The 24,692-nt window shown below is 34.1% G+C and carries 23 protein-coding genes, 1 pseudogene and 1 other annotated feature; of the genes and pseudogenes, 20 read left to right on the top strand and 4 right to left on the bottom strand.

Annotation, left to right across the window (positions count from 1 at the left end; translation table 11 throughout):
- Nucleotides 1–62 precede the first annotated feature (62 nt).
- From HVS_RS08100 to tyrS, 14 genes are all read left to right on the top strand, one after another.
- On the top strand, nt 63–560 hold the full coding sequence (locus HVS_RS08100; protein WP_101301038.1) for a hypothetical protein: 498 nt from the start codon (nt 63–65) through the stop codon (nt 558–560).
- Between the two features lie 91 nt (nt 561–651).
- A complete protein-coding gene (locus HVS_RS08095) occupies nt 652–1,086 on the top strand; it encodes a HutP family protein (protein WP_101301035.1) in 435 nt (144 codons plus the stop codon).
- Nucleotides 1,087–1,135: 49 nt separating this feature from the next.
- Nucleotides 1,136–1,492, top strand: a complete 357-nt coding sequence (gene aroH / locus HVS_RS08090) for a chorismate mutase (protein WP_101301033.1) — start codon at nt 1,136–1,138, stop codon at nt 1,490–1,492.
- A 49-nt stretch (nt 1,493–1,541) separates the two neighbouring features.
- The gene (gene cmk, locus HVS_RS08085) at nt 1,542–2,219 is read left to right on the top strand and encodes a (d)CMP kinase (RefSeq protein WP_101301031.1); all 678 of its coding nucleotides are present in this window, start codon (nt 1,542–1,544) and stop codon (nt 2,217–2,219) included.
- On the top strand, nt 2,212–2,805 hold the full coding sequence (locus HVS_RS08080) for a lysophospholipid acyltransferase family protein (RefSeq protein ID WP_101301026.1): 594 nt from the start codon (nt 2,212–2,214) through the stop codon (nt 2,803–2,805). The genes cmk and HVS_RS08080 overlap by 8 nt, the downstream gene beginning before the upstream one ends.
- Nucleotides 2,806–2,807: 2 nt before the next feature.
- Nucleotides 2,808–4,865, top strand: coding sequence for a bifunctional 4-hydroxy-3-methylbut-2-enyl diphosphate reductase/30S ribosomal protein S1 (locus HVS_RS08075; RefSeq protein WP_101301024.1), 2,058 nt, complete (start codon nt 2,808–2,810; stop codon nt 4,863–4,865).
- A gap of 283 nt (nt 4,866–5,148) precedes the next feature.
- The gene (gene speD, locus HVS_RS08070; RefSeq protein WP_101301022.1) at nt 5,149–5,523 is read left to right on the top strand and encodes an adenosylmethionine decarboxylase; all 375 of its coding nucleotides are present in this window, start codon (nt 5,149–5,151) and stop codon (nt 5,521–5,523) included.
- 240 nt (nt 5,524–5,763) lie between these two features.
- Complete coding sequence (gene ndk, locus HVS_RS08065; RefSeq protein WP_101301020.1) at nt 5,764–6,174, top strand: nucleoside-diphosphate kinase; 411 nt, start codon at nt 5,764–5,766, stop codon at nt 6,172–6,174.
- A 37-nt stretch (nt 6,175–6,211) separates the two neighbouring features.
- A complete protein-coding gene (locus tag HVS_RS08060) occupies nt 6,212–6,994 on the top strand; it encodes a CheR family methyltransferase (protein WP_101301018.1) in 783 nt (260 codons plus the stop codon).
- 52 nt (nt 6,995–7,046) lie between these two features.
- Nucleotides 7,047–7,334 carry a YkuS family protein gene (locus HVS_RS08055; protein ID WP_101304161.1) on the top strand — a complete coding sequence of 96 codons (288 nt, stop codon included), beginning with the start codon at nt 7,047–7,049 and terminating at the stop codon, nt 7,332–7,334.
- A gap of 234 nt (nt 7,335–7,568) precedes the next feature.
- Nucleotides 7,569–8,759 carry a cysteine desulfurase NifS gene (gene nifS, locus HVS_RS08050; RefSeq protein WP_101301017.1) on the top strand — a complete coding sequence of 397 codons (1,191 nt, stop codon included), beginning with the start codon at nt 7,569–7,571 and terminating at the stop codon, nt 8,757–8,759.
- On the top strand, nt 8,752–9,201 hold the full coding sequence (gene nifU, locus HVS_RS08045; protein WP_101301015.1) for a Fe-S cluster assembly scaffold protein NifU: 450 nt from the start codon (nt 8,752–8,754) through the stop codon (nt 9,199–9,201). The genes nifS and nifU overlap by 8 nt, the downstream gene beginning before the upstream one ends.
- 20 nt (nt 9,202–9,221) lie before the next feature.
- A complete protein-coding gene (mnmA, locus tag HVS_RS08040) occupies nt 9,222–10,301 on the top strand; it encodes a tRNA 2-thiouridine(34) synthase MnmA (RefSeq protein ID WP_101301014.1) in 1,080 nt (359 codons plus the stop codon).
- 86 nt (nt 10,302–10,387) lie between these two features.
- Nucleotides 10,388–10,668, top strand: a binding site (T-box leader).
- A 114-nt stretch (nt 10,669–10,782) separates the two neighbouring features.
- Nucleotides 10,783–12,006 (top strand): tyrosine--tRNA ligase, encoded by a 1,224-nt coding sequence (gene tyrS / locus HVS_RS08035; RefSeq protein ID WP_101301012.1) that lies wholly within the window; start codon nt 10,783–10,785, stop codon nt 12,004–12,006.
- A gap of 141 nt (nt 12,007–12,147) precedes the next feature.
- Here the strand turns inward: tyrS and HVS_RS08030 are convergent, their stop codons facing one another.
- Nucleotides 12,148–12,948, bottom strand: coding sequence for a histidinol-phosphatase HisJ family protein (locus HVS_RS08030; RefSeq protein WP_101301010.1), 801 nt, complete (start codon nt 12,946–12,948; stop codon nt 12,148–12,150).
- 398 nt (nt 12,949–13,346) lie between these two features.
- Here HVS_RS08030 and HVS_RS08025 point away from each other — a divergent pair, with 398 nt between their 5' ends.
- From HVS_RS08025 to HVS_RS08015, 3 genes and pseudogenes are all read left to right on the top strand, one after another.
- Nucleotides 13,347–15,032, top strand: coding sequence for a bifunctional diguanylate cyclase/phosphohydrolase (locus tag HVS_RS08025; protein ID WP_242971528.1), 1,686 nt, complete (start codon nt 13,347–13,349; stop codon nt 15,030–15,032).
- A 163-nt stretch (nt 15,033–15,195) separates the two neighbouring features.
- Entirely contained in the window at nt 15,196–16,701 is a 1,506-nt protein-coding gene (locus HVS_RS08020; protein ID WP_101301008.1) for an HD domain-containing response regulator, read from the top strand.
- A pseudogene (locus HVS_RS08015) lies at nt 16,701–17,031 on the top strand (aminopeptidase); the annotation flags it as partial. The gene HVS_RS08020 and the pseudogene HVS_RS08015, both read left to right, overlap by 1 nt.
- 182 nt (nt 17,032–17,213) lie before the next feature.
- On the opposite strand, the gene HVS_RS08010 reads toward HVS_RS08015, so the two are convergent.
- A complete protein-coding gene (locus HVS_RS08010; protein WP_235827659.1) occupies nt 17,214–18,173 on the bottom strand; it encodes an LCP family protein in 960 nt (319 codons plus the stop codon).
- 233 nt (nt 18,174–18,406) lie between these two features.
- Entirely contained in the window at nt 18,407–19,375 is a 969-nt protein-coding gene (locus HVS_RS08005) for a tyrosine recombinase XerC (RefSeq protein ID WP_101301001.1), read from the bottom strand.
- A 206-nt stretch (nt 19,376–19,581) separates the two neighbouring features.
- Here HVS_RS08005 and HVS_RS08000 point away from each other — a divergent pair, with 206 nt between their 5' ends.
- Together HVS_RS08000 and aroC are read left to right on the top strand one after the other, a co-directional pair.
- Entirely contained in the window at nt 19,582–20,094 is a 513-nt protein-coding gene (locus HVS_RS08000; protein ID WP_101300999.1) for a shikimate kinase, read from the top strand.
- Nucleotide 20,095: 1 nt separating this feature from the next.
- Nucleotides 20,096–21,277 carry a chorismate synthase gene (gene aroC, locus HVS_RS07995; protein WP_101300994.1) on the top strand — a complete coding sequence of 394 codons (1,182 nt, stop codon included), beginning with the start codon at nt 20,096–20,098 and terminating at the stop codon, nt 21,275–21,277.
- A 62-nt stretch (nt 21,278–21,339) separates the two neighbouring features.
- Here the strand turns inward: aroC and HVS_RS07990 are convergent, their stop codons facing one another.
- Nucleotides 21,340–21,996 carry a PilZ domain-containing protein gene (locus tag HVS_RS07990; RefSeq protein ID WP_101300990.1) on the bottom strand — a complete coding sequence of 219 codons (657 nt, stop codon included), beginning with the start codon at nt 21,994–21,996 and terminating at the stop codon, nt 21,340–21,342.
- A 545-nt stretch (nt 21,997–22,541) separates the two neighbouring features.
- On the opposite strand from HVS_RS07990, the gene HVS_RS07985 reads away from it, so the two are divergent.
- Entirely contained in the window at nt 22,542–24,425 is a 1,884-nt protein-coding gene (locus HVS_RS07985; RefSeq protein WP_101300986.1) for a DUF4914 family protein, read from the top strand.
- The last annotated feature ends 267 nt before the right edge of the window (nt 24,426–24,692 follow it).

Below are 24,692 nucleotides of genomic sequence, written 5' to 3'. Positions count from 1 at the left end.
AAAAATATGTGCATATTATTCATATAGTAAATATTCCCTAAAAAACCTGTGGAGTGAATGATATGAAAATAATTATATTTAATGCAGGTAGAAAACAAAGAAAATACCGGAATAAAAAAATATTTTCAGTATATATTTTTGAAAAATTTTTATTTTTTACCTTTGTAATTGTGTTTTTAAGCCTGGTTATTGTTCAGGCTGCAATGATGAATCCAAAACTAAGGGCGGTTTTTGTAAGTGAAAACAGTTTAGAAGGAAATCTTCTAAAAGATGAGGAGTACCTTTATAAAAGAGGGGAAATTTTTATTTCGCTAAAAAGTGAGAATACAAATAAAAAGGTTAAAGTACTTTTAAATGGTGAAAAAGTTGCTTCATTTGTTTCAAATGTTGTAAAAATAAATGTTAAAGACGGGGATGTGGTGGAGATTGATTCTACCATGGCAGGGGATGCTGAAGTAGAAATAATTTCTGCCAGCAGCAATATTATAGACAGGTATAAAGGTACAAAAGTAAAACTTGATTCTGAAATAAAAAGGCTGGCTAAAATACAAATTGATTAATTTTTTATTGTTTTAATTTTGTTATTACAGTATAATATAATAGTAATTTAATAACTATGCATATTAACTTTTAAAAATTTGCGGGGATATTATGGACAAGAATACTTTAAAATCCAGAGCTTATAGCAGCAAGGAAATTGCTTCTGCAGCAATTAAAATTGCCCTTACATCGCAAAGAGAGGAAGAAAAAAGGTATCAGGCAGATTTTTTAAAACAGGGCATCAAAACCGTTGCCGTAGACTTTGGTGGTGAATTTATCACCTCAGTTATGAAAATAATTGAAAGAGCTGTTGTAGCTTCAAAGAGGGAAAACGTTATTTCGGATAACCATGTAGAAGAGGGTGCAGTGGCCGGAGCTACAAGAGAGGCTCTGTCTCAAATAATGCCTAAGGCATTAGGTTTAAATGTAGGAGGAAAAATAGGTATTGCCCGCTACAAAAATCACATTAGTGTGGCAATATTCTTTGGTATTGGTTTGCTTCATCTAAATGAAGTTTCCATTGGGTTAGGACACAGGGTTGTCTGATTTCCTTTTATGTAAAGGGGTAGTATGGCAGAATGGAGGAAATTAAATTATGGTAAGAGCTATAAGAGGGGCTACCACTGTATTAAATAACGAAAAAACAGAAATTTTAAATGAAACAAAAAAGCTCCTCAAAGAGATTATTGAAAAAAACAATCTTGAAAAAGATGATATTATAAGCATTATTTTTACCGCCACAAAAGACTTAAATGCAGTTTTCCCGGCTGTAGCAGCAAGGGAAATGGGTCTTAATGATGTGGCACTTATGTGTATGAATGAAATTGATGTTCCGGACGGCCTTAAAAAATGCATAAGGGTAATGCTGCATATTAATACAAGTCTTGAGAAAGACCGGATTAAACATGTGTACCTTAACGGGGCAAAAGTTTTAAGGCCTGACTTAAGCTAAGAACTTATTTAAGCTAAAAATACTAAATAAACTACTTTGGGAGAGTAATATGGGTGACAGAAAAATTTCAATTGCCATTGACGGTCCTGCGGGTGCAGGAAAAAGTACAATAGCAAAAATTATATCAAAAAAACTGGGGATTTTATACCTGGATACCGGGGCTATGTATAGGGCAGTGGCACTAAAAGCAATCAATGAAAACATTGATACATTAGATAAAGAAAAGCTGTCTAAACTTGTAGAAAATATCGATATTGAAATTGTTTATGCCAATGATGAGCAAAAGATCTTCTTAGATGGTAAAGATGTCAGCTCTCTTATAAGAACACCTGAAGTTTCAATAGGTGCATCAAATGTTGCAACCATTCCTGATGTGAGAATAAAAATGGTTGAGCTCCAGAGAAAAATTGCCTCAGAAAACAGTGTAGTAATGGATGGAAGGGATATAGGTTCTTATGTGCTGCCTGATGCAGAAGTTAAAATCTTCTTAAATGCAGACGTAAGAGAGAGAGCCAAAAGAAGATATTTAGAAGAGAAGGCTAAAAATACCAAAGATATAACATTTGAAGAGGTTTTAAAAGATATTGAATACAGGGACAAAAATGACAGCAGCAGAAGCTTTGCACCCCTTACCAAAGCTCTGGATGCCATAGAGGTAGATACCACAAATATGTCTGTTGATGAGGTTGTAAATACAATTTTAGGGCATGTGAAAAATTATGGGTAAAGAGATACTAAGGTTTATAATAGCAGTATTCTTCTCCGTTTTTTACAGAGTACAAATTATAGGCATAGAAAATATACCCAAAGAAGGTGCCGCTATTTTGTGCAGCAACCATATAAGCGAATTAGACATGTTTTTCATTGGGTACAGGATAAAACGCCTGGTCAGGTATATGGCAAAGGAAGAGCTTTTTAAAAATCCTCTTTTAAGATTTTTTATTACAAGATTAGGAGCCTTTCCTGTAAAAAGAGGGAAAGGGGATGTGGGAGCTATCAAAACCTCACTAAGGCTTTTATCCGAAGGACATATTGTTGGTATTTTCCCTGAAGGCACAAGGAAGAAAACTGCCGATAAAAAAAATAAAAAGATAAAAGTAAAAGCAGGAGCTGCACTTTTAGCTCAAAAATCCCAGGCACCCATACTGCCTGTTTTGATAGATGCAAGCTACAAACCATTTAGCAAAGTCAGAATAATTTTCGGAAAACCTTTTACTCTTGATTTAGATAAAAATAAGAAATATACTAATAGTGAGTTATTATTGGAAAGTGAAAAAATCATGAAAAGAATTTACTCTCTTATGGAGGAATAGAATTGGAAATAATTGTAGCAAAGTCAGCGGGCTTCTGTTTTGGAGTGGACAATGCTGTAAAAAAAGTTTATCAACTGTTAGATACAAATAACGAGCGGATATTTACATTTGGTCCTGTCATTCACAACGACCAGGTGGTAAACTACCTGAAACGAAAAGGTGTAAAAATAGTAAATGATATAGATGAAGTTAATGAAAAAGGTCATATTGTTATAAGAGCACATGGTGTTACACCAGTTATATATAAAAAGATTAAAGATAAGGGGTTGATTTTGGAAGATGCAACATGTCCATATGTGAAAAAAATACACAATCTTGTAGAACAAAAAAGCAGTGAAGGCTACAGGATAATTATAGTGGGTGACAAAAATCATCCTGAAGTAATAGGAATTAATGGCTGGTGTAACGATAATGCCTATATAGTAAACAGTGCTGATGATGTAGAAAAACTAAAAAAAAGTGATGAAAAAATTTGTGTTGTTGCACAAACCACCATCACAAAGGAAAAATGGCACGAAGTAAATGAAGCATTAAAAGAAAAATTTGAAAATATCTTAAAATTTGATACAATATGTAGTGCCACTACAAAAAGGCAGAGTGAAGTAGAGGAAATATCAAAAGTTGTAGATTTAATGATAATAATGGGGGATAAGAAGAGTTCAAACACTCAAAAACTTTGCGATATTTCCCGAAAACACTGTCCTTTGACTTTTAAAGTAGAGACATCTTTGGATTTGCCACAAATTGATGTTGAAAAAATAAAAAAAATAGGAATTTCTGCCGGGGCTTCGACACCGGACTGGGTAATTGAGGAGGTTATTAGAAAAATGAGTGAATTAAACAATCAAGAAGTAACTAAAAATGAAGTAAATCAAGAAGATTTTAATTTTGCTGATGCTTTAGAAGAATCCTTTGTGAGAATCCGGCCAGGGGAGATTATAAAAGGAAAGGTAATTGGTTTTAACGCCAATGAGGTTTATGTAGACCTAGGCTACAAAGCTGATGGCATAATACCTCTTGAAGAGTACACCGATATACCTGACTTCCAGATTGAAAAGGAAGTAAAGGTGGGGGATGAAATTGAAGTTTTTGTACAGCAAATCAATGACGGAGAAGGAAATGTAAGACTTTCTAAGAAACAGGTTGATATAAACAAAGCCTGGGAAGATGTAGAAAAAGCTTATAATGATAAAACTCCTTTAAAAGCCGTTGTAGTTGAAGTTGTAAATGGCGGGGTAGTAGCAAGCTACAGGGGAGTTAGAATTTTTGTACCTGGCTCTCAGTTAAGCGACAGATATGTAAAGGATTTAAAAGACTTCTTAAAGAGAACTATAGAAGTAAGACTAATTGATTTCAATCAAAAAAGGCGCAAACTTGTGGGATCTGCAAGGGTAATTCTTGAAGAGAGAAAGGAAAAAGCTTCAAAAGAAATTTGGGAAACCATAGAAGTTGGCAAAACTTACAACGGGGTTGTAAAAAGCCTTACCGATTTTGGTGCATTTGTTGATATTGGCGGTGTAGATGGTCTTATCCACGTTTCTGAGCTATCCTGGTCCAGGGTTAATCACCCTTCTGAAGTTCTAAAGGTTGGGGATACTGTAGAAGTACATGTATTGGAATTTGACAAAGATAAGAAAAAAATCTCCTTAGGCTACAGAAAAGAAGAGGATAACCCATGGGTTAAAGTGGGACAGATGTACAAAGAAGGGGTTATTGTTACTGTAAAAGTTTTAAGAATGACACCTTTTGGAGCATTTGTTGAGGTAATAGAAGGGGTGGACGGTCTTGTTCACATTTCACAAATATCAAATAAAAGAATTACAAAAGTTGAAGATGTTTTAGAAGTTGGAATGAAGGTTGATGCTAAAATAATTGAAATGGACCTTGAAAACAAAAAAATCAACCTCAGCATTAAAGAAGTAAAACCAATAGACCCGCCGGATAATAATGCAAAAGAGACAGGAGAAAACAAAGAAGAGCCTGAAATAACAGAACACAAAGAAGAGATGGAAGTTACACTTGCGGATGTTATAAAAACTTCAGAAGAGGTTAAATCCTAAAACTTAGTTGATTAAAATATAAAATATAAAAAACATTGGGAGAATAAAATATTCCCAATGTTTTTTTATTTAGCACCTTTTTAAAACAAAGAATTTTGAAAATTTAATGAGTATAATTGAGGATATGCAACATAAATTAATACAAATAATAAATATATATAATTATGCTAAAAAACTATTGACTTTTAAGTGAAAAGTGCTAAAATAGTTTTTGTTGAAATTCGTTTGTAAATTTCAAAAAAAAGAAAGGTTGGGATATTATTTATTAAAGGAGGAAACTAATATGAATGCATTAGGACGTCATATTCTAGCAGAAATTTACGGTTGCAGCGCCGATATGCTCAACAATGCGGATATTATTGAAAAATGTATGGTAGAAGCTGCGTTGAGAGCTGGAGCTGAGGTAAGAGAGGTGGCATTTCACAAATTTAGCCCACAGGGAGTTAGTGGTGTGGTAGTTATTTCAGAATCTCATTTAACCATTCACACGTGGCCGGAACTAGGTTACGCCGCCGTGGATGTTTTTACATGTGGCGATACCGTTAATCCGTGGGATGCCTGTAATTATTTAGGTGAAATGCTGAAGGCCAAGGACATGACGGCAACCGAGGTGAAAAGAGGCATTTTCAATGAACCGGTTAAAGTGGCAAATTATTAATATTTATATAGATTCTTTAGGAATGTATTAAAAGAGCCTAAGCCATTGCCAGTTTGGTTTAGGCTCTTTTAAAAATCAAGCTTTTATTCTTTATTTTTTAAAGATATTATGCTAAAATATACTTGGATATATTTATTATTTCTATTATTTTTTCATTAAATTCCTTTTATACATTGTAATAGTTGATTTATAATTTATCAAAAATCACCAACAATAGTTATAATAATAGAAGGAGCAGATATGGAAAGAACTTTGGTTATTTTAAAACCCGATTCAGTAAAAAGAAAATTAATTGGCGAAATTATTTCAAGATTTGAAAAAAAAAATTTCACAATAACCCACATGAAAATGATGACTATAGATGAAGAAACTGCAAGTTTACATTATTCTCACGTAAAAGGTGAACCTTTTTTTAACGACCTTATAAAATATATGACTTCTGGTCCTGTTGTAGCCATTATTCTTTCAGGAAACAAAGTTATATCAACTGTCCGGAATATGATTGGAAAGACAAGTTCTTTTGATTCTTTACCTGGTACCATAAGAGGGGATTATGGTTCTCATGATTTTGAAAACTTGATACATGCATCTGATTCTGTTGAAAGCGCAGAACAAGAAATAAAAAGATTCTTTCCTGAGCTTACATATTAATTTTTAGATGATATGAATTTTTTTAAGGAGAAGTACAATGTCTATGAATTATGAAGGATTTAAAAAAGAGATTTTTAAATTAACAGGAATTGATCTTAATTCTTACAAGGAAAGACAGATGAAAAGAAGACTTAATTCACTTATAAGCAAAAGGGGGTTTGAAGGATACCAGCAGTATGTTGAGGCGTTAAAAAAAGATTTTAGGCTGTATGAGGAGTTTATGTCCTATATCACCATAAATGTATCTGAATTTTACAGAAATCCTGACCAGTGGGTTAAACTAAAAGAAATTATTCTTCCAATGATCATAAAGGAAAACAAAAGATTAAAGGTATGGAGTGCAGCATGTTCCAGCGGGGAAGAACCCTATACCATTGCAATGATATTAAATGAATTTTTTCCTTTAGAAGAGATAAAAATTTTTGCAACTGACTTGGACAAGGAGATATTGGAAAAAGCCAAAAAAGGAGTTTACAACGAAAAAAGTGTAGCAAATCTCCCAAAAGCTTATTTGCAAAAATACTTTATACGGGATGGCAACACCTACCATATAAAAGACCAGTTAAAAAAATGCATTGAGTTTAAACAGCATAATTTATTGTCTGACGAATACCCGTCCAACTGTGATTTAATTGTATGCAGGAATGTTTTGATTTATTTTACAGAAGAGGCTAAAATAGAAATATATAAAAAATTTAACAGGGCTTTAGCTCCATCAGGAGTGCTTTTTGTAGGAAGTACAGAGCAGATACTTCTTTATACCAATTATAATTTTAGACCTGTACAAACATTTTTTTACCAAAAAGAAAGAGATCTCTAAACTATATAAAAAAGAATATATAGACTTTTTCCGGTAATAATAATTATTGGAGGTGGTCTTTTTGGTTGTTGCTATCCAAAGGGGACTTGAAGATATAAAAAACCAACTTGAACAAAGAGGTTTTGATGTTGTCTGTATTGAAAATTATAATTATCCTGTTGATGCCATTATATATAAAGGGAACTCATTTAATATTTCATGTGTATCCAGAAATAACATGCCTGAATTTACTATGGGGAAAAGAGCCCAATACGGTGTTTTTATGATTAATTCCCAGGGAAAAACAATTGATGAAATTGAAGAAATGTTAAAGAACAGATGTTATACTCCTTTATTTTAATTTTTTTTAAAATTTTAATTCCATTATAAAGCACAAAAACCAATATAATATATAATGTATATTTAAGTTTCAAAACAGTATGACAATAATTTCACAAAGTACGGAAAAAATATTGACAATCATATCCTGTAGTGCTAATCTAGTTAATGTAAATATTCAATAAAGTAGTTTTAACTATTTGTTTTGGGGAATAAATAAATAAGAAATCAGTTTAAAATATAAGGGGTAATAATTATGGACAGAAAAACAATATATTTTGATCATGCAGCGACAACACCTGTAAGCTCTGAAGTTTTAGAAAAGATGTTGCCGTACTTAAAGGGTAATTTTGGTAACCCTTCATCGATATATTTTCTTGGAAGAGAAAGCAAAAAGGCCATAGAAGAAGCCCGTGAAAAAGTGGCTAATGCTATTGGAGCCAATCCAAGGGAAATATTTTTTACAGGCTCAGGAACTGAAGCAGATAACTGGGCTATAAAGGGAGTTGCCTACTCTAACAGGAACAAGGGCAACCATATAATTACCACAAGTATAGAGCATCACGCTGTTCTTCATGCATGCCACTATTTAGAAAGTGACGGTTTTGAAGTAACATACCTTCCGGTTGATGAAAACGGGCTTGTTTCGCCGGAGGATGTGCTAAAAGAAATTAAGCCCGGTACAATACTTATTTCAGTTATGTTTGCCAATAATGAAATAGGTACAATCCAGCCTATAAAGGAAATAGGCAAAATTGCAAAAGATAGGGGTATAATTTTTCACACAGATGCTGTACAGGCAGTGGGAAGTGTACCTATAGATGTTAATGATTTAAATGTTGATCTACTATCCATGTCAGCCCACAAGCTTTACGGTCCTAAGGGAGTTGGGGCCCTTTATATCAGAAAAGGTGTGAAAATATCATCTTTTATCCATGGGGGAGCCCAGGAAAGAGGCAGAAGGGCAAGCACGGAAAACGTTGCCGGAATAGTGGGACTTGGAGAAGCCATTAAAATTGCAACAGAAAACATGGAAGAAAACAATAAAAAACTAATGAGTTTAAGGGACAGGACCATAGAAGAAGTGCTGGAAAAAATCCCTTATACAAGACTTAACGGGGACAGGTACAAAAGGCTTCCGGGAAATGTGAATTTTTCATTTGAATTTATTGAGGGAGAATCTCTCCTTCTGATGCTTGACATGAAAGGCATTGCAGCATCAAGCGGATCTGCCTGCACATCAGGTTCTTTAGATCCTTCCCATGTGCTTCTTGCAATTGGTCTTCCTCACGAGATAGCTCATGGCTCACTTAGAATTACTTTTGGAAAAGACAACACCCATGAGGATATAGATGCGCTTATGGATGTATTGCCTGAAATTGTTGGGAGACTTAGAGAAATGTCCCCATTATATGAAAAAGTGAAAAGAGGGAATCAATATGTATAGTGAGAAAGTTATGGATCATTTCATGAATCCGAGAAATGTAGGAGAAATAGAAAATGCAGATGGCATTGGGGAAGTTGGAAATGCCAAATGCGGGGATATAATGAAAATGTATCTTAAAATTGAAAACGATGTAATAGTTGATGCTAAGTTTAAAACATTTGGTTGTGGAGCCGCTGTTGCTACCAGCAGTATTTCCACAGAGCTTATAATAGGCAAGACTGTAGACGAAGCCCTGAAAATAACCAATAAAGCAGTAGCAGAGGCTTTAGACGGTCTTCCTCCTGCTAAAATGCATTGTTCCAATTTGGCGGAAGAAGCTATAAGGGCTGCTATACAGGACTACAGAAGCAAAAACGGCATGTCTCAAAAAGAATCTTCTGAGAAAGAAGATTATATTACATGCTGCAAAAGATGTGAAGATATAAATCACGACATAGACTGACGAAGGGTGAATTATAAAAAATGCCGAAAAAGAAAGTCATGATAGGTATGAGCGGTGGTGTCGATAGTTCGGTGGCCGCCGCTGTGCTTTTAGAAAAAGGTTATGAAGTTATAGGGGTTACCATGAAAATATGGCCTGAAACAGGTGAAGAAACAAGGGTGGTTGAAGGAGGGTGCTGTTCTCTTTCAGCTGTGGACGATGCCAGAAGTGTTGCGTATAAACTGGGAATCCCCTATTATGTTATGAATTTTCAGGATGTCTTTAATGACAGGGTGATTGATTATTTTAAAAATGAGTATTTAAATGGAAGAACACCTAATCCCTGTATTGCCTGCAACAGGTATGTTAAATTCGAAGCCATGCTTAATAAGGCGGTGTCCATGGGGATAGACTATGTGGCTACAGGGCATTATGCAATTATTGAATACGACGAAAATTTAAAAAGATATTTACTTAAAAAATCAGCAACTGAAAAAAAAGACCAGACATATGTATTGTATAATTTAACTCAGGAGCAGCTTTCTAAAATATTAATGCCTATAGGAAGCTATACAAAGGATGAAGTAAGGGAAATTGCAAAAAAAATAGATCTTAATGTGGCATCAAAGCCTGACAGTCAGGAAATTTGCTTTGTACAGGACAATGATTATGCAAAATTTATACGGGAAAATACAAATGAAGAAATTAAGCCCGGATACTTTGTTGACACAAAAGGAAATATATTAGGAAAGCACAAAGGGATAATCCACTACACCGTAGGTCAGAGAAAAGGTCTTGGGATAGCTTTGGGAAAACCTATGTATGTGGTGGGAATAGACACTGAAAACAACAATGTAATACTTGGTAAAAGCTATGAAACCTTATCTAAATCCCTTATTGCAGATGATATAAACTATATAATGATTGATAAATTAGAAAAGCCCATGGATGTTAAAGCAAAAATCCGCTATTCTGCAAAGGAAGCAGATGCAACCATTTATCCTTTAGAGGACGGTAAAGTAGAAGTTGTGTTTAAAGAACCCCAGCGGGCCGTAACCCCGGGACAGTCAGTTGTGTTTTACAGCGGCGATATAGTTGTAGGCGGGGGAACGATAACATAAAACAATTTTTTTATTGTAAATGTTCTTAATTTGTGTTAAAATACTAAAAAGCATGCAAAACTTAAGCATGTTAAAATTTAAAACTGCAAAAGACGTTGAAGGAGACTTAAGTAGCTTTCTATGGTTACATCCCAGAGAATAGCCCGTTTTGGTGGGAGGGCTTATGAACATGGAAGGACGAATTACACTCCGGAGTCTCACACTGAAACCATGGATTATTCTCCATTCAGTAGGTGTACGACGGTTGCCGGCCGTTATACCGGCTATGTAAAATGAGGCATATCTATATATAAAGGTATGTTTATAATGTATGTTTATATAGATATGTGAATTAAGGTGGTACCACGGGAACTTTCCCGTCCTTAAAACAGGACGTGAAAGTTTTTTTATTGTAGGTTTAAATATAAAAATATATGAACATAATGTTTAAAACATAATTATGAACTTAAATATTTAAAGCATAAATTAGGAGGAATTTGTTATGAGTGTATTTCAAACTTTAAAGGAAAGAGGGTTTATTGCCCAGCTTACCCACGAAGAAACTATAAAAAAAATATTGGAAAACGAAAAAATTACTTTTTATATCGGATTTGACCCCACTGCAGACAGCCTGCATGTAGGGCACTTTCTTCAAATGCTTGTAATGTCCCATATGCAAAAAGCCGGTCACAGACCCATTGCCATTATAGGCGGGGGAACCACCATGGTAGGAGACCCTACGGGAAAAACAGATATGAGAAGAATGATGACCAGGGAAGAGATACAAAAAAATGCTGAAAACTTTAAAAAGCAGCTTTCAAGATTCATTGATTTTTCTGACGGCAAAGCACTGATGCTTGACAATGCAGACTGGATTTTGGAATTAAAATATGTTGATTTTTTAAGGGAAATCGGTGTGCATTTTTCAGTTAACAGAATGCTTACCGCAGAGTGTTTTAAAACAAGGCTGGAAAGAGGGCTTTCATTTATTGAGTTTAACTATATGCTTATGCAAAGCTATGATTTTTTAAAGCTTTTCCAGGAATATAACTGCGTTATGCAATTAGGCGGGGATGACCAGTGGTCAAATATATTAGGGGGAATTGACCTTATAAGAAGGGTTGAAGGAAAAGAAGCATATGGCATGACATTTACCCTTCTTACAAACAGTGAAGGGGTTAAAATGGGCAAAACTGAAAAGGGTGCCGTTTGGCTGGATCCTGACAAAACTCCTCCATATGATTTTTACCAGTACTGGAGAAACATAGACGACAAAGACGTCATTAAATGCATGAAGCTTCTAACATTTTTGCCTATGGAAGAAATAGAAAAATACTCTAAATTAGAGGGGCAGGAAATAAATGAGGCAAAGAAAGTGCTGGCATACGAGGTTACAAAGCTAATTCACGGGGAAGAAGAAGCATTAAAAGCTCAAAATGCAGCCGAAGCCCTTTTTGGAAAAGGTGTAAGTGCTGCTGATATGCCTACAACTGAAATTACACCTGATGAGATAAAGAATGGAATAAACATAATTGATTTACTTGTAAAAACCAAGCTTGTTCCTTCAAAAGGAGAGGGAAGGCGCCTTATACAGCAGGGCGGGATATATGTAGAAAATGAAAGAATTAAAGAATTTGATTTTACAGTTAAAGCAGATGATTTTAAAGATAATGAGCTTATAATTAAAAAAGGAAAAAAAGTATATCATAAAGTTAAGCTGGTTTAAGTTTTCTGCTTTGTAATTTAATACAAAAAAGCTCCATTACCCATATTTAAGTTTATAATTTTATAAGTAATGGAGCTTTTTATAATGCTTTATTTTAAATAGAACTTTTTCTTTAAATAAAACTTTTTAGTAAAACCTTTCTTATTTTACAGGCAAAAAAACCGGTTTTCTGTTTTCAAAATAAGAAACATATTTAAACCCTGCCTTTTCAATGAGTTCATTTATATATGAAAATTTATAAGCTATATAATCCGGTGTGTGGGCATCAGAGCTTGTACATATTATTTCCCCGCCTAATTCCCTGTAGCGTTTAATAATATCAAAATCAGGCATAGGAGACCCTAAGTTGTACCTATATCCTGACGTGTTTACCTCCAGACCTTTCCCTGAAGATATTAATTTATTTAATATGGCATCAATATGGTCAGGAAAATCTTCATATCTTAATGTATTGACATCATAACATCCATACCTCCTTATGAGGTCTATATGCCCTAATATGTCAAAGTTTTTAAAGCTTGATATACTTTCTAATACAGCCTCAAGGTACCTTTCATATGCTTCTCTTCTAGTTTTACCTTTACAAAAATCCCCGTTATGAAGGTCTAATTTGTCCACCACATGGGTTGAAACTATTACAATATCAAAATCATACTTTTCAACAACCTCTAAAGAATCATCTAAAACATGTGGCTGTATTCCCACTTCAATACCTTTTAATACTATTAGCTTTTTATTATATTCCTCTTTAATTTTGTCCATAAATTCAGAATACTCATCAAAATCAATCATAAAAACATCGTCATAATCAGGGTAATCATAATCTAAATGGTCTGTAAATGCTATTCCCTTTAAGCCTATATCCTGTGCTTTTTCTAAAGCTGAATGGCAGTCCATCTCACTGTCCCCTGAGAAGTTGCTGTGAACGTGGCAATCAAACATTTTTGTCCTCCTAAAATTTTTTCTTAAAGTAAAATAATAGTTGTTAAAATTAAATGTGGAACACCAAAAATTGATGTCCCATAAGCATAAATTATCCTGAATAATGTTTGTTAACCAAAAAAACAGACAGTAGGTAATTATATGCTTAATAATAGTTTAAATCTAAAACAGATAGATTTCAAGACATCAGAGATAATTATTTAATTTCCTGTGCAAACTTTGGTGTTTTAAAAAGTGTTTGGGTTTCCACTGACAAATTTTTTTAAAAGATTTGAATATATCTTATTTATGAAGTATAATTATACTTAGGTCAACTAACCACCATATGTTTAAAATTTGTTCTGAATATTTCAAAATATTATAGAAAAACAATTTTTTTTTGCTATAATAAGTGTTAGGTGTTTTTACATTCTAGAAAAGAAAGGGAAAATGTTGTGGGTAAAAGAGAAACACAGTTTTTCAGTCTGGGAGATTTATTTTTAGGAAATACCAAAACAAAGAAGAAATTTTTAGATGCAAATGCTGCATCGGCAGATTTATATTATTTTGACGATATTAATTCCAAGCCATGGAGCCATAAATTAAAAACCATGGTAAATAAACTATTTCTAATTACCACAATAGTTTACCTGATAATTGTGCTTATTCAGGCTTCCGGACGTTTAAGTGTGGAGTACAGGGGGCTTTTGGCAATATTAGAAGTAGGACTTTCCATTTTCATTTCATACCGATTTGCTTATTTAGGAATGTCCATATCTGTTGTTACAAATACCATAGCATCTGTACATTTTTTCAGGTCTTCCATGCTTTTGTCGGGATATATTTTTAAAAACGCTCACCAAATTCCGGATAATATGATGTACGGAGCATCATTTGCACCGCCGCTCTTGATAAATTTAGCATTTATGAGAATATCCCTGGTTGTAGTATCTGTTTTAGTTGCATACATATCTACTCAAAACAGCAAACAAATTCACAAACTAGAAAGAATAGCTTTTATTGACGGTTTAACAGGTCTTTATAATCACAGGTATTTCCATACACTAATTGAGGAAAAAATTGAAGTTGCAGATAGCAGAAACAGTTCATTAGGAATGATAATGATTGACATTGACAATTTTAAAAACTTCAATAATACCCACGGGCGCAATGAAGGGGACAGACTTTTGGTCAAAACTGCACAAGTATTATTTAACGAATCAAAAAAAAGTGATGTTGTTTCCAGGTACGGTGGGGATGATTTTGCAGTTCTTATTTCTGAAACCAATAAAAATGATATTTTATGGGTTATTGAACGTATAAAAAAATCCTACAAAGAAATGACAGAAATGCAGAGATTCCCTGAAGATACCACCATTTCTATTGGATATTCAATATACCCTGATTTTGCAAACAACAAAGAAGACCTAATAACCCAGGCCAACAGTGCCCTTTACCAGGCAAAAAACAAAGGAAAAAACAATGTACAATTATACCGGAATATTTTTAAAGAAATAAGGGCTTTCTTTAATTCAGATGAGAATCAGCTGTTTGGAGGTATTATGGTTCTTTTAAGCACGGTTTATGCTAAAGACAGGTACACATTTAATCATTCTGAAAGGGTAATGGAATATAGTGTAAAAACAGGAGAAGCCCTTGGTTTTGATGAAAACAGGCTGCGTGAATTAAAAATAGCTGCTTTGCTCCACGATATAGGGAAAGTGGAAGTTCCTGAGGAAATACTAAATAAGTCTGAACCACTGACCGGTTCAGAACGTAGTCTTTTACGACAACATCCAAATTACAGCATTAATATTTTAGAACCTTTAGCAGATAAGAAATCTTTGATTGACACCATTAAATACCACCACGAAAGGTATGACGGCAAAGGATATCCACATGGAATTAAGGGGGATGAAATTCCCCTTGAAGCAAGAATTCTTTGTGTTGCTGATGCATACGATGCTATGTTATCAAACAGACCGTACAGAAAAGGAATGAAAAAGGAAGAGGCAATTGAAGAGTTATTGGCAAAATCTGGCACCCAATTTGATCCTCTTATAGTGGATACATTTATAAATATTTTATTGAATGAAAAAAATTAGCCTTCTAAAAATAATTGCATATGTTATTAAAATCATGTAAAATGTAAATAAGTTGTCTTTTCAATTCTTACACTATATTTTTCTTTTATTAAACGGGGAGCATTAAAATAACGTTGAAGCAAGTATACAGGGGAAGTATTTGCTGCTTAAGGAGGATTTTTATATGCGTAAAAGGCTTACCAGGATAAGCATGGATTATAAAATTCTTGTACTAGACGACGAAGAAGGCATAATTAATACAATAAAAATAATGCTCAACCGGAATGGATATTATTGCAAAGGTATTACAGACCCAATTGAAGCTATTGATGTGCTTAAAAATGAAAACTTTGATATGCTTATACTGGATTATATTATGACTCCCATAAATGGCGATGAGGTTGTATCAAGGTTAAGACAGTTTAACAAAGATATTTATATATTAATGCTTACAGGTCACAAAGATCTGACTCCTCCTCTTGACACAATAAAGGTTCTTGATATTCAGGGGTACTGCGAAAAAAGTGACCGTTTTGACCAGCTATTGCTTTTGATTGAGTCTGGAATAAAATCAATATCACAAATGAGAACAATAAAGCAGTTTAAAGACGGTTTGAATAAAATACTCCAAACTGTGCCCAAGATATACCAACTGCAGCCTATTACCACTATTATGGAAGAAATTTTAAAGGGTCTCATGCCTTTAGTAAACAGCGAAAGTGCTTTTATTTTAATTGATGATTTTAATAATAATACCAATGAAAAGAAAGTAATATTTAAAGGTGTGGGTACATATGACATTCCTACTGAGGATTTAATTGAAAAATTAAGTCCGTATTTAATGGAGCAAATAGGCAAGAGTAGGGAAATGAATGAGGTTTTATCATTAGAATCCGGTATGATTTACCCTTTGCACAATGAATACAATACTTCCATGGGTGTTATTTACATTGAAAGCAAGGATTTTAAAGAGGGAAAGGCATTAATTGAAATATATGCAAGACAGGCTGCATCCTCTATAAACAATGCCCATTTACATTCTCTTATAAACATGAAAAAAGAGGAGTTAGACTGGACATATAAGGAATTAAAAAAGAGGTATTTAGATACAATTGAGGCTTTAAGGCTTACCGTTGATGCAAAAGATATCTATACAAGAGGTCATTCTGACAGGGTTGCATACTATGCCATGAAACTAGGAAGGGCTTTTAATCTTCCGGAAGATCAGATTGAGCTTTTAAGACTTGCAGGAATATTCCACGATATAGGAAAAATTGGTACTGCAGATGATATCTTATTTAAGACAGACAAATTAGAATATGATGAATACGAAGAGATAAAAAAACACCCTCTAAAAGGTGCTTATATATTGTCTGCAATATCAATGTTCCAGGATGTTGTACCATTAGTAAAATACCATCATGAAAGAATTGACGGGAAAGGGTACCCTGAAGGCTTAAAAGGCGATGAAATTCCTTTTTTAGCAAGAATACTAAGTGTGGCAGATGCCTTTGACGCGATGACAACTGATAGGAAATACAGGTCTAAGCTTAATATTGAAGACGCTATTTTGCAATTTAAAATGAACGCAGGTACCCAGTTTGATGCGGAAGTTGTTGATATGCTTATAAAAATTTTAGATGATTTTGAGACAATGAAGAAAGAATTGGATGAAACCTTTAAAACATAAGAAACACGTCTTATGCAGGTAATGGAGTGGTTCTTCAAAAATACACAGGTTCCCGGGGAAAGGCAGGAGCAAGCGATGCAAGTGCTGAATTTACAGGAAAGGTTAGAAAACTTTTTAATGATAACGGGATTATATGGCAGAGTGCAGAATTAGGCAAGGTTGACCAGGGCGGAGGAGGCACAATTGCTCAATACATAGCCAATATGAATATGGATGTCATTGATTCCAGAGTGGCAGTACTTTCTATGCATGCACCTTTTGAAGTAACCAGGTAAAGCGGATATTTACATGACCTATAAGGCATATAAATTGTTTTTGGAAAAAATGTAGAAAATTTTTAAAATATTAAAATTATAAATACAAATAAAAATCCGGTAGAAGACAAAATTTATATTCTACCGGATTTTTGCTATATTTTTATCCTCCGGAACTTTCAATTTAGTTATTCATTTATTCCATTAAATATTCATTAAACTTAATTACTAATTAGAACTTAATTCACGCTTATATTTTTAATTCACGCCTTTATTTAAACTTAATTCCCGGTCAGAATCTTCAGAATCTTCTGTGGGCTCAACAGACTCAACAGGTTCTTTTATCTCAACTGTTTCTACAACAAAATAGTCATCAATAAGCTTCATGGTTTCTATTTTATCTATAATATAATAGGACAATTCCTGCTGAACAGGCCTTCCCGGCAGCGTGAAAAAATTTATATTTTCAGCATTTATCTTGTCTAAATTCATGCTCAATTTTAAAACTTCACTTACACTAAGGTTTGTTTCAAGCCTGTTAAAAACAACATCTAATATTTCATTTATTCTTGTTATATAGTAAAGGTTTGCCTTTTGCTTTATAAGTTCTTTTACAAAGTTTTGCTGGGCTTTTATTCTTTTTAAATCACTTCCGTCATAGTATTCATTAGCCCTTCCGTCACTATACTGCCTGAACCTCATAAATTCTTCTGCTTTTTTACCGTCAAAATGCTGTTTTCCTGCCTGTATATTTATAGTGAGGTTTTGTAAAGGATCCCTGTAGTACATATCCACCGGGACATCGTAAACCACCCCTCCTAATATGTCAATAATCTCCCTAAAGGCAGGAAGTCCTACATGAACATAGTATTCAATATCCGTCTGGAGAATTTCGCTCAATCTCTGCACTGCAAATTCTCCGCCGCCGTTTTGATACAGTTCATTTATTTTTGCATTCCTGTTGTTTAGTCTTATTTGTGTATCTCTGGGGATGGAAAGCACATTAATCTGAGCGGTTTTAGGATTATAGTTTATCACCATCATGGTGTCGGTAAGATTGGCTGCCTGATCCCCACCGCAGATAAAAACATTAACGCTCTTCATCCGGGTTACTTTAAAAGGATCAAGCAAATCACCTATTAAACTGCCGCTTTTTTCTGAATTATTTAAATTTTCCTGATTACCGTAAACATCTGTTACATTAATGTAAACAAGCATTAAAACCCCTAAGGTAAACATAAAAACCGATAATACAGAGCACACTATAAAGTAAAATTTCCTGAAATTCATAACCCATCTCCATAAATATTATTTTTGTAATAAGTTTATATAAAGGCTCATCTATATTGAAAACGTACTTATTTTTATAATATAGATGATTTTCTTCATAAAAATAATATAACTCATTTTTTTTATAAATGCAAAGAAAAACAGCAAATTTTTATATATTTTTAAGATTCCTCATTTTCAGGGGTTATTTCTGATAAAGGGTTGCTTTCAAGTGCAGTTTTAAGCCTCTCACTGTTAACATGGGTGTATATTTCTGTTGTGGCAACGCTTTCATGTCCTAATATCTCCTGTAATACCCTTACATCCACATTTCCATGCCTGTACATAAGAGTGGCGGCAGTGTGGCGCAGTTTATGGACTGAATACCTTTCGGTATCAAGACCTGCAGCTTTTAAATATTTTTTCACAATATGCTGGACAGTCTTGGTGCTTATTCTCTGTTTTCTCTTACTTAAAAAAAGTGCATTTTTATCCTTTACGCCATCAGAAGGGCGTACCTTTAAATATGCCTCTATGGCACCAACGCAGGCTTTGTTAAGGTGTATAGCCCTTTCCTTTCCGCCCTTTCCCACCACAGTTAATACATTATTTTTTATTTTGTTCATATTGATGTTAACAAGTTCTGAAAGCCTGAGACCGCAGTTTAAAAAAAGGGTTATAATGGCATAATCCCTTTCCTTATTTTCGCCGTCTATAACCTCTAAAAGCCTTTTGCTTTCCTCAATATTTAAATATCTTGGAAGCTTTTTTAATATTTTCGGCGACTCTAGCTCGTTTGCAGGGTTGTAATCTAAAAGTTTGGCTTTATTTGTTATGTATTTAAAAAATGACCTTATGCTTGCTACTTTCCTTGCCCTGGAGCTGGAACTATTATCCCTTTCCCTGCTTAAAAAAGACATATAGGAATAGAGGTCGCTTAAAGTAATTTGCTTTATTAAATTAATATCAACATCAGATATATCGATTTTGTCAAATTCACATTCTTCTTCTAAAAGTCCTTTGTGAATTTTCATAAACCGGAAAAAAAGCCTCAAATCATAATAATATTCTTTAATGGTATTTTGGGATTTGCCTTTAATTGTCTCCATATAGTTAAGAAAATCTTTTACAATTGGTGGAATATCCTTCATTTTCATTCTCCTAAGAATAAAGATTTATCCTGTCTCATTTATTATACTAGATTTATATAAATTAATAAATATTAAAAAGTAATTGGAGATTTTTAAATTTACATGTATAATACTTATTAATAACAGAACTTATTAATTTAGGCTATGTTTTTTTATTATTAAGCCTTATAATAAAGACTATCTACTTTTATAGTGAGGGGAATGGTATGAAAAATATTGTGCTTATTGGAATGCCCAGTTCAGGGAAAACAACTGTTGGAAAGCCCCTTTCTAAAAAAATGGGCATGGGGTTTGTTGATACAGATAAATTAATTTTAGACAGGGAAAAGAAACCCCTTAGGGATATAGTTATAGAAGACGGGCTGGACAAATTTTTAAGTATACAAGAAAAAATTGTATTAGACTTAAATGTAGAAAACCATGTAATTTCAACAGGTGGAAGTATTGTTTACAACGAAAAAGCTATGGAGCATTTAAAAAAATTTGGGTTTATTGTGTATTTAAAACTGGGTATAGATGAATTAGAAAAAAGAATAACCACAGAAAGAAGATTTGCTAGAAATAAAGAACAAAGTTTTTTAGATATTTACAATGAAAGAACTCCTCTTTATGAAAAGTATGCAAATGTGGTGATAGAATGTGACGGTAAAAAAGTAGATACAATTGTAAATGAAATTGGTACAATTTATAAAAACAATGTAAAAAGGGAGATGATGTAGCATGGTAGGAAATACTTTCGGGAGGATATTCAGGGTAACCACTTGCGGTGAGTCGTATGCAGGAGCCTTTCGTAAAAACCTTGATATTCCAAAGGAACTATTTGGGGGATTAATGACAATTGTTGACGGTGTCCCTCCGGGAATTAAACTTACGGCAGAATTTGTTCAGAATGAACTGGATAAAAGAAGGCCGGGGGTAGGACGGCTTGATACTCCCAGAAAAGAGAGGGATAAAGTTTACATTTTTTCCGGTGTTATGGAGGATGATATTACAACAGGAGCACCTGTAGGCATGATAATTCCAAATGGTGTAATAGAAGATGAGCACTTGAATAAACATAAAAGCTATAAAGAATTAATAAGACCGGGACAAGCAGGGTACACCTTTTTCAAAAAATACGGCCAGTATGCAGATAATATAGGCGCAGGCCGTGCTTCCGGACGTGAAACTGCAGCCCGTGTGGCGGCAGGGGCTGTTGCAAAAGCTGTTTTAGATGATATGGGGATAGATGTAATTGCATTTGTTACTGAAATACACGGCATTAAAGCCGGAAATATAGATTATGAAACAGCTAAGGCAAATTATAGAAAAAATGAAGTGAACTGTCCCGACCTTGAGGCCGCTGAACTAATGATAAAGGAACTGGAAAAAATAAAAGCACAAGGAGATTCCTGCGGAGGGGTTGTGGAGGTAATTGCAAGGGGAGTACCTGCCGGGCTTGGAGAGCCTGTTTTTGATAAACTTGAGGCAACTTTGGCTCATGCGTTAATGTCTATAGGTGCTGTTAAAGGAATAGAATTTGGTGCAGGTTTTGAACATGCAAGAATGAAGGGGTCCGAGTCAAATGACACACCCTATTATGACGAAAGTTCAGGCAGGGTAAGATTTAAAACAAACAGGGCAGGGGGCATACTTGGAGGAATTTCCAACGGGGAAGACATAAGAATAAGACTTGCTGTAAAGCCAACCCCAACCATTAATATAACCCAGGATACTGTCAATATGTATAAATTAACCAATGTTAAAGAAAGTTTTAATACAAGAAATGACCCGTGTATATGCACCAGGATATACCCAGTATGCGAAGCCATGGTAAGAATTGCCCTTTTAGATGCTTTATTTATGGCAAAAGGCTATAGGGCTCTTTCAAGGAATATAGATGGAAGATGGGATAAATTATAAATTAAAAAGCCCTCGGTTTTAACTTTAGAGGGCTTTTTTTTATTATATATTAATTCATAATGTTAATTCATAATGGACTTTGTCATAAGTCTCTTTTTATGTACGTTAAAATCGTATTTTAACCTGTCCAGGGCACTTTCCTGATCCATCTTTAAATACAGTAGGCAGCTTTCCAAATTTTCTACAAATTCCTCTCCAACCGACTCAAAAACCAGACCGTATTCAAATCCCAGCTTTCCAGGTTTCTTCCACATTATTTTTGCATCAAATATAAGTTCTTTATTTTCTATAATTGTCTGGACATTTATTATATCACCCTTGTTTTTTTCTAATTTAGAACATATTGATAAACCGTCAAGACTTATATTTCTGATATATGCAAATGATTTCTCATTGTGGTTAGTTATATATGCGCTTAAGGATACCGGAAATCTTTGAGTAATTCTTTTATTTGTAAGCGTCTGGATATTTTTTATATTGACAGATATGGTGTTTTTGTTATAGTCGATGTCTGTTACAACAGCCTCACAGATACTAACTATATTTTCATTTTCATAGCCTAAAACAAGTGGATCATCTATAAAGTAGCTATAAATTAAAAAGTCTTTTTCAGGTCTTACTACAACGTTGTTGCTTTCTACATCGCTTATCAACCCCTTGTTTATTTTTTTCCCTGAGTAGTGCTTTAGCGTAACGATTTCTCCAACTTTAAGCTTCAACTTAAATCAACCCCTCTTAAAATATTGTTTTGAAGGACATTGGTACATAGTTTGTTAGCAAATAAGTTTTAGTTGAATGGCAATTGTAGGAACATAAGAAATGTCAAAAATAAGAAAAACTTTTGGTGACTACTTAAAAACAAATTAACTACATTCATTATAGCATATTTTAGAAGAAATTTTAAGTATATTTAAGTATATTTTAAATATTTTTTTGGATAAACAAAAACAAATATAAATATACAAAAATTTGAAATGAAAGAGATGCACCAATAATCTTGCAAAAAAGTGTTGTAATTTTAATATTTATATGTTAATATATTAACAAAATGCAAGTTAGGTATTCATAAAGTTTTATATTATTTTTTATTTTTTCAAATAATAGTTTGGCAAACTGGCAAAAATCTATTTAAAAAGGGGGATTTAAAAGGGGATGCTAAATGAATCTGAATTTGGTTACCAGAACTTTGATATTTTCATATCTTTGTTTATGGGCTTAAAATAATGTTCAACCAATTTTATAATATAGAGAAGGAGATTTTGTTATGGATAAAACAATATTGAAAAAATTTATTTTTTCTAAAGAATTGCAAGAAATTGTAGAAGGAGCTTCAAAAGTTGTAGTTCCTGAAAGCAGGAAGCAACTTTTAGACATGGCTCTTGGAAATGATGAGAATATTGATTTATTTGAAGTTGCCTATGACATTCCCGGAAAGGGCAGGGTAGTTGAAGCAACTGTTGCCCGCTGCAACAACGGTGCTGTTGTAAATTATGAAGATGTTTATATGAGGCGCCGTGACCCTGATTGTCTGGTGGTAGCTGATAATAAGGATACAGATAAGCCGCGTTACGGGGAGCTTTACGGTGGGGATTTTGAACCAATCAGGCAGGAGACCTTTGAATGGTTTAAAGGAAAAGAACTTATAATTATGCCTTTTATGTCCGGAAGTGATGAACTTGGCTATCCATCAATTTTAGTAGCCCCAATGAATGCTGCTTTCTTTGCTGCTTCCCTTGCAGACCTTCAAGGTTTTATTCCTAAAGATGAAATACCTAATAATTTCAAACCTAAAGCTGCAATTTACTTAGCACCTACTTTCAGGCACACTCATTTTGACGGTAAGCAGGTTGTGGTTCACAACAGAAGAAGTGAAATACACGAACTGTTCTCATACAACCTGTACCCGGGACCAAGTGCAAAGAAGGGGATTTACGGTGTTCTCATTCATATAGGGGAACTGGAGGGCTGGGTAACCCTGCATGCTTCTTCTGTAAAAGTTATAACCCCTTATGATAACGTAATAACCATAATGCATGAGGGGGCAAGCGGCGGCGGTAAAAGTGAAATGTTAGAGCCTATTCACAAACAGCCGGACGGAAGCATAGTTCTTTGTGAAAATATTTTAACCGGTGAAGCAACACATATGGTGCTAAAGGAAACTTGTGAACTTCATCCGGTTACAGACGATATGGCACTTTGCCACCCATCCCTTCAAAATGACAGCGGAAAGCTTGTGGTTAAAGACGCAGAAAACGGATGGTTCCTAAGAATTAACCACATAACTGAATATGGTACTGACCCTCACTATGAAAAGCTCACAATACATCCAAAAGAGCCGTTGATATTTTTAAACCTTAGGGGTGTTCCAGGCTCCACATGCCTCATTTGGGAGCACACTATGGATGCACCTGATGTGCCTTGTCCAAACCCAAGGGTTATAATGCCAAGACGGTTTGTACCACAGATTGTAGATGAACCTGTAGAAATAGATGTACGCAGTTTTGGTGTCAGAACACCGCCTTGCACAAAAGAAAATCCTACGTACGGGATTATAGGTATGCTGCATGTATTGCCGCCTAGTATTGCATGGCTGTGGCGTTTGGTTGCACCAAGAGGACATGGCAACCCAAGTATTATAGATACAGAAGGTATGACAAGTGAAGGAGTGGGCTCATACTGGCCTTTTGCAACAGGCAGGATGGTTGACCAGGCAAACCTTCTTTTAGAGCAAATAGTTAATACTCCTAATACAAGATATATTTTAGTTCCAAACCAGAATATAGGAGCATATAAAGTGGACTTCATGCCTGAATGGATAGCAAGGGAATATGTGGCAAGAAGGGGAAGTGCTAAATTCAGACCGGAACAATTAACAGAGTCCAGGTGCCCGCTATTAGGATATGCACTAAACTCACTAAAAGTTGATGGAAACAAGATACCAAAAGGATTGTTGCAAACTCATATGCAGCCTGAAGTTGGAATTGAAGGATACGATAAGGGAGCTAAAATATTAACTGACTTCTTCAAAAAAGAACTAAAACAATTTTTATCTGATGATTTAAACCCTCTAGGCAGAAAGATTATTGAGTGCTGCTTATCCGACGGGTCATTTGAAGACTACCTGGATTTAATTAAAATTAAACTATAAAAATTAAACTATTTTTTAAAAAGTTTTCTATAGATGAAAAACATATGAAGTCTCTATTTACTTTAAAAAACTATAAGGGAAGATTAAAACCTTCCCTTATAGTTTTACCCAAATCATACCATATATTGCCTTAACCAGCTAAAAAAATTGCTTTTATACTTTAATTGTGTTAACATTTATTCGTATAATTAAATCTTAATTATTAATAACTTATGTTATATTTGTATTATGTTATGCTATACTTATATTATGTTATATTTGTATTAT

Source organism: Acetivibrio saccincola (assembly GCF_002844395.1).
GTDB classification, from domain to species: domain Bacteria; phylum Bacillota; class Clostridia; order Acetivibrionales; family Acetivibrionaceae; genus Herbivorax; species Herbivorax saccincola.
This window is presented reverse-complemented; position numbering and strand designations above follow the sequence as displayed.

What these genes read in the sequence shown, in the direction of transcription:
- HVS_RS08100 (WP_101301038.1), top strand. Translation starts at nt 63, where the DNA reads ATGAAAATAATTATATTTAATGCAGGTAGAAAACAAAGAAAATACCGG.
- HVS_RS08095 (WP_101301035.1), top strand. Translation starts at nt 652, where the DNA reads ATGGACAAGAATACTTTAAAATCCAGAGCTTATAGCAGCAAGGAAATT.
- aroH (WP_101301033.1), top strand. Translation starts at nt 1,136, where the DNA reads ATGGTAAGAGCTATAAGAGGGGCTACCACTGTATTAAATAACGAAAAA.
- cmk (WP_101301031.1), top strand. Translation starts at nt 1,542, where the DNA reads ATGGGTGACAGAAAAATTTCAATTGCCATTGACGGTCCTGCGGGTGCA.
- HVS_RS08080 (WP_101301026.1), top strand. Translation starts at nt 2,212, where the DNA reads ATGGGTAAAGAGATACTAAGGTTTATAATAGCAGTATTCTTCTCCGTT.
- speD (WP_101301022.1), top strand. Translation starts at nt 5,149, where the DNA reads ATGAATGCATTAGGACGTCATATTCTAGCAGAAATTTACGGTTGCAGC.
- ndk (WP_101301020.1), top strand. Translation starts at nt 5,764, where the DNA reads ATGGAAAGAACTTTGGTTATTTTAAAACCCGATTCAGTAAAAAGAAAA.
- HVS_RS08060 (WP_101301018.1), top strand. Translation starts at nt 6,212, where the DNA reads ATGTCTATGAATTATGAAGGATTTAAAAAAGAGATTTTTAAATTAACA.
- nifS (WP_101301017.1), top strand. Translation starts at nt 7,569, where the DNA reads ATGGACAGAAAAACAATATATTTTGATCATGCAGCGACAACACCTGTA.
- nifU (WP_101301015.1), top strand. Translation starts at nt 8,752, where the DNA reads ATGTATAGTGAGAAAGTTATGGATCATTTCATGAATCCGAGAAATGTA.
- mnmA (WP_101301014.1), top strand. Translation starts at nt 9,222, where the DNA reads ATGCCGAAAAAGAAAGTCATGATAGGTATGAGCGGTGGTGTCGATAGT.
- tyrS (WP_101301012.1), top strand. Translation starts at nt 10,783, where the DNA reads ATGAGTGTATTTCAAACTTTAAAGGAAAGAGGGTTTATTGCCCAGCTT.
- HVS_RS08030 (WP_101301010.1), bottom strand. Translation starts at nt 12,948, where the DNA reads ATGTTTGATTGCCACGTTCACAGCAACTTCTCAGGGGACAGTGAGATG.
- HVS_RS08020 (WP_101301008.1), top strand. Translation starts at nt 15,196, where the DNA reads ATGCGTAAAAGGCTTACCAGGATAAGCATGGATTATAAAATTCTTGTA.
- HVS_RS08010 (WP_235827659.1), bottom strand. Translation starts at nt 18,173, where the DNA reads ATGCTTGTTTACATTAATGTAACAGATGTTTACGGTAATCAGGAAAAT.
- HVS_RS08005 (WP_101301001.1), bottom strand. Translation starts at nt 19,375, where the DNA reads ATGAAGGATATTCCACCAATTGTAAAAGATTTTCTTAACTATATGGAG.
- HVS_RS08000 (WP_101300999.1), top strand. Translation starts at nt 19,582, where the DNA reads ATGAAAAATATTGTGCTTATTGGAATGCCCAGTTCAGGGAAAACAACT.
- aroC (WP_101300994.1), top strand. Translation starts at nt 20,096, where the DNA reads ATGGTAGGAAATACTTTCGGGAGGATATTCAGGGTAACCACTTGCGGT.
- HVS_RS07985 (WP_101300986.1), top strand. Translation starts at nt 22,542, where the DNA reads ATGGATAAAACAATATTGAAAAAATTTATTTTTTCTAAAGAATTGCAA.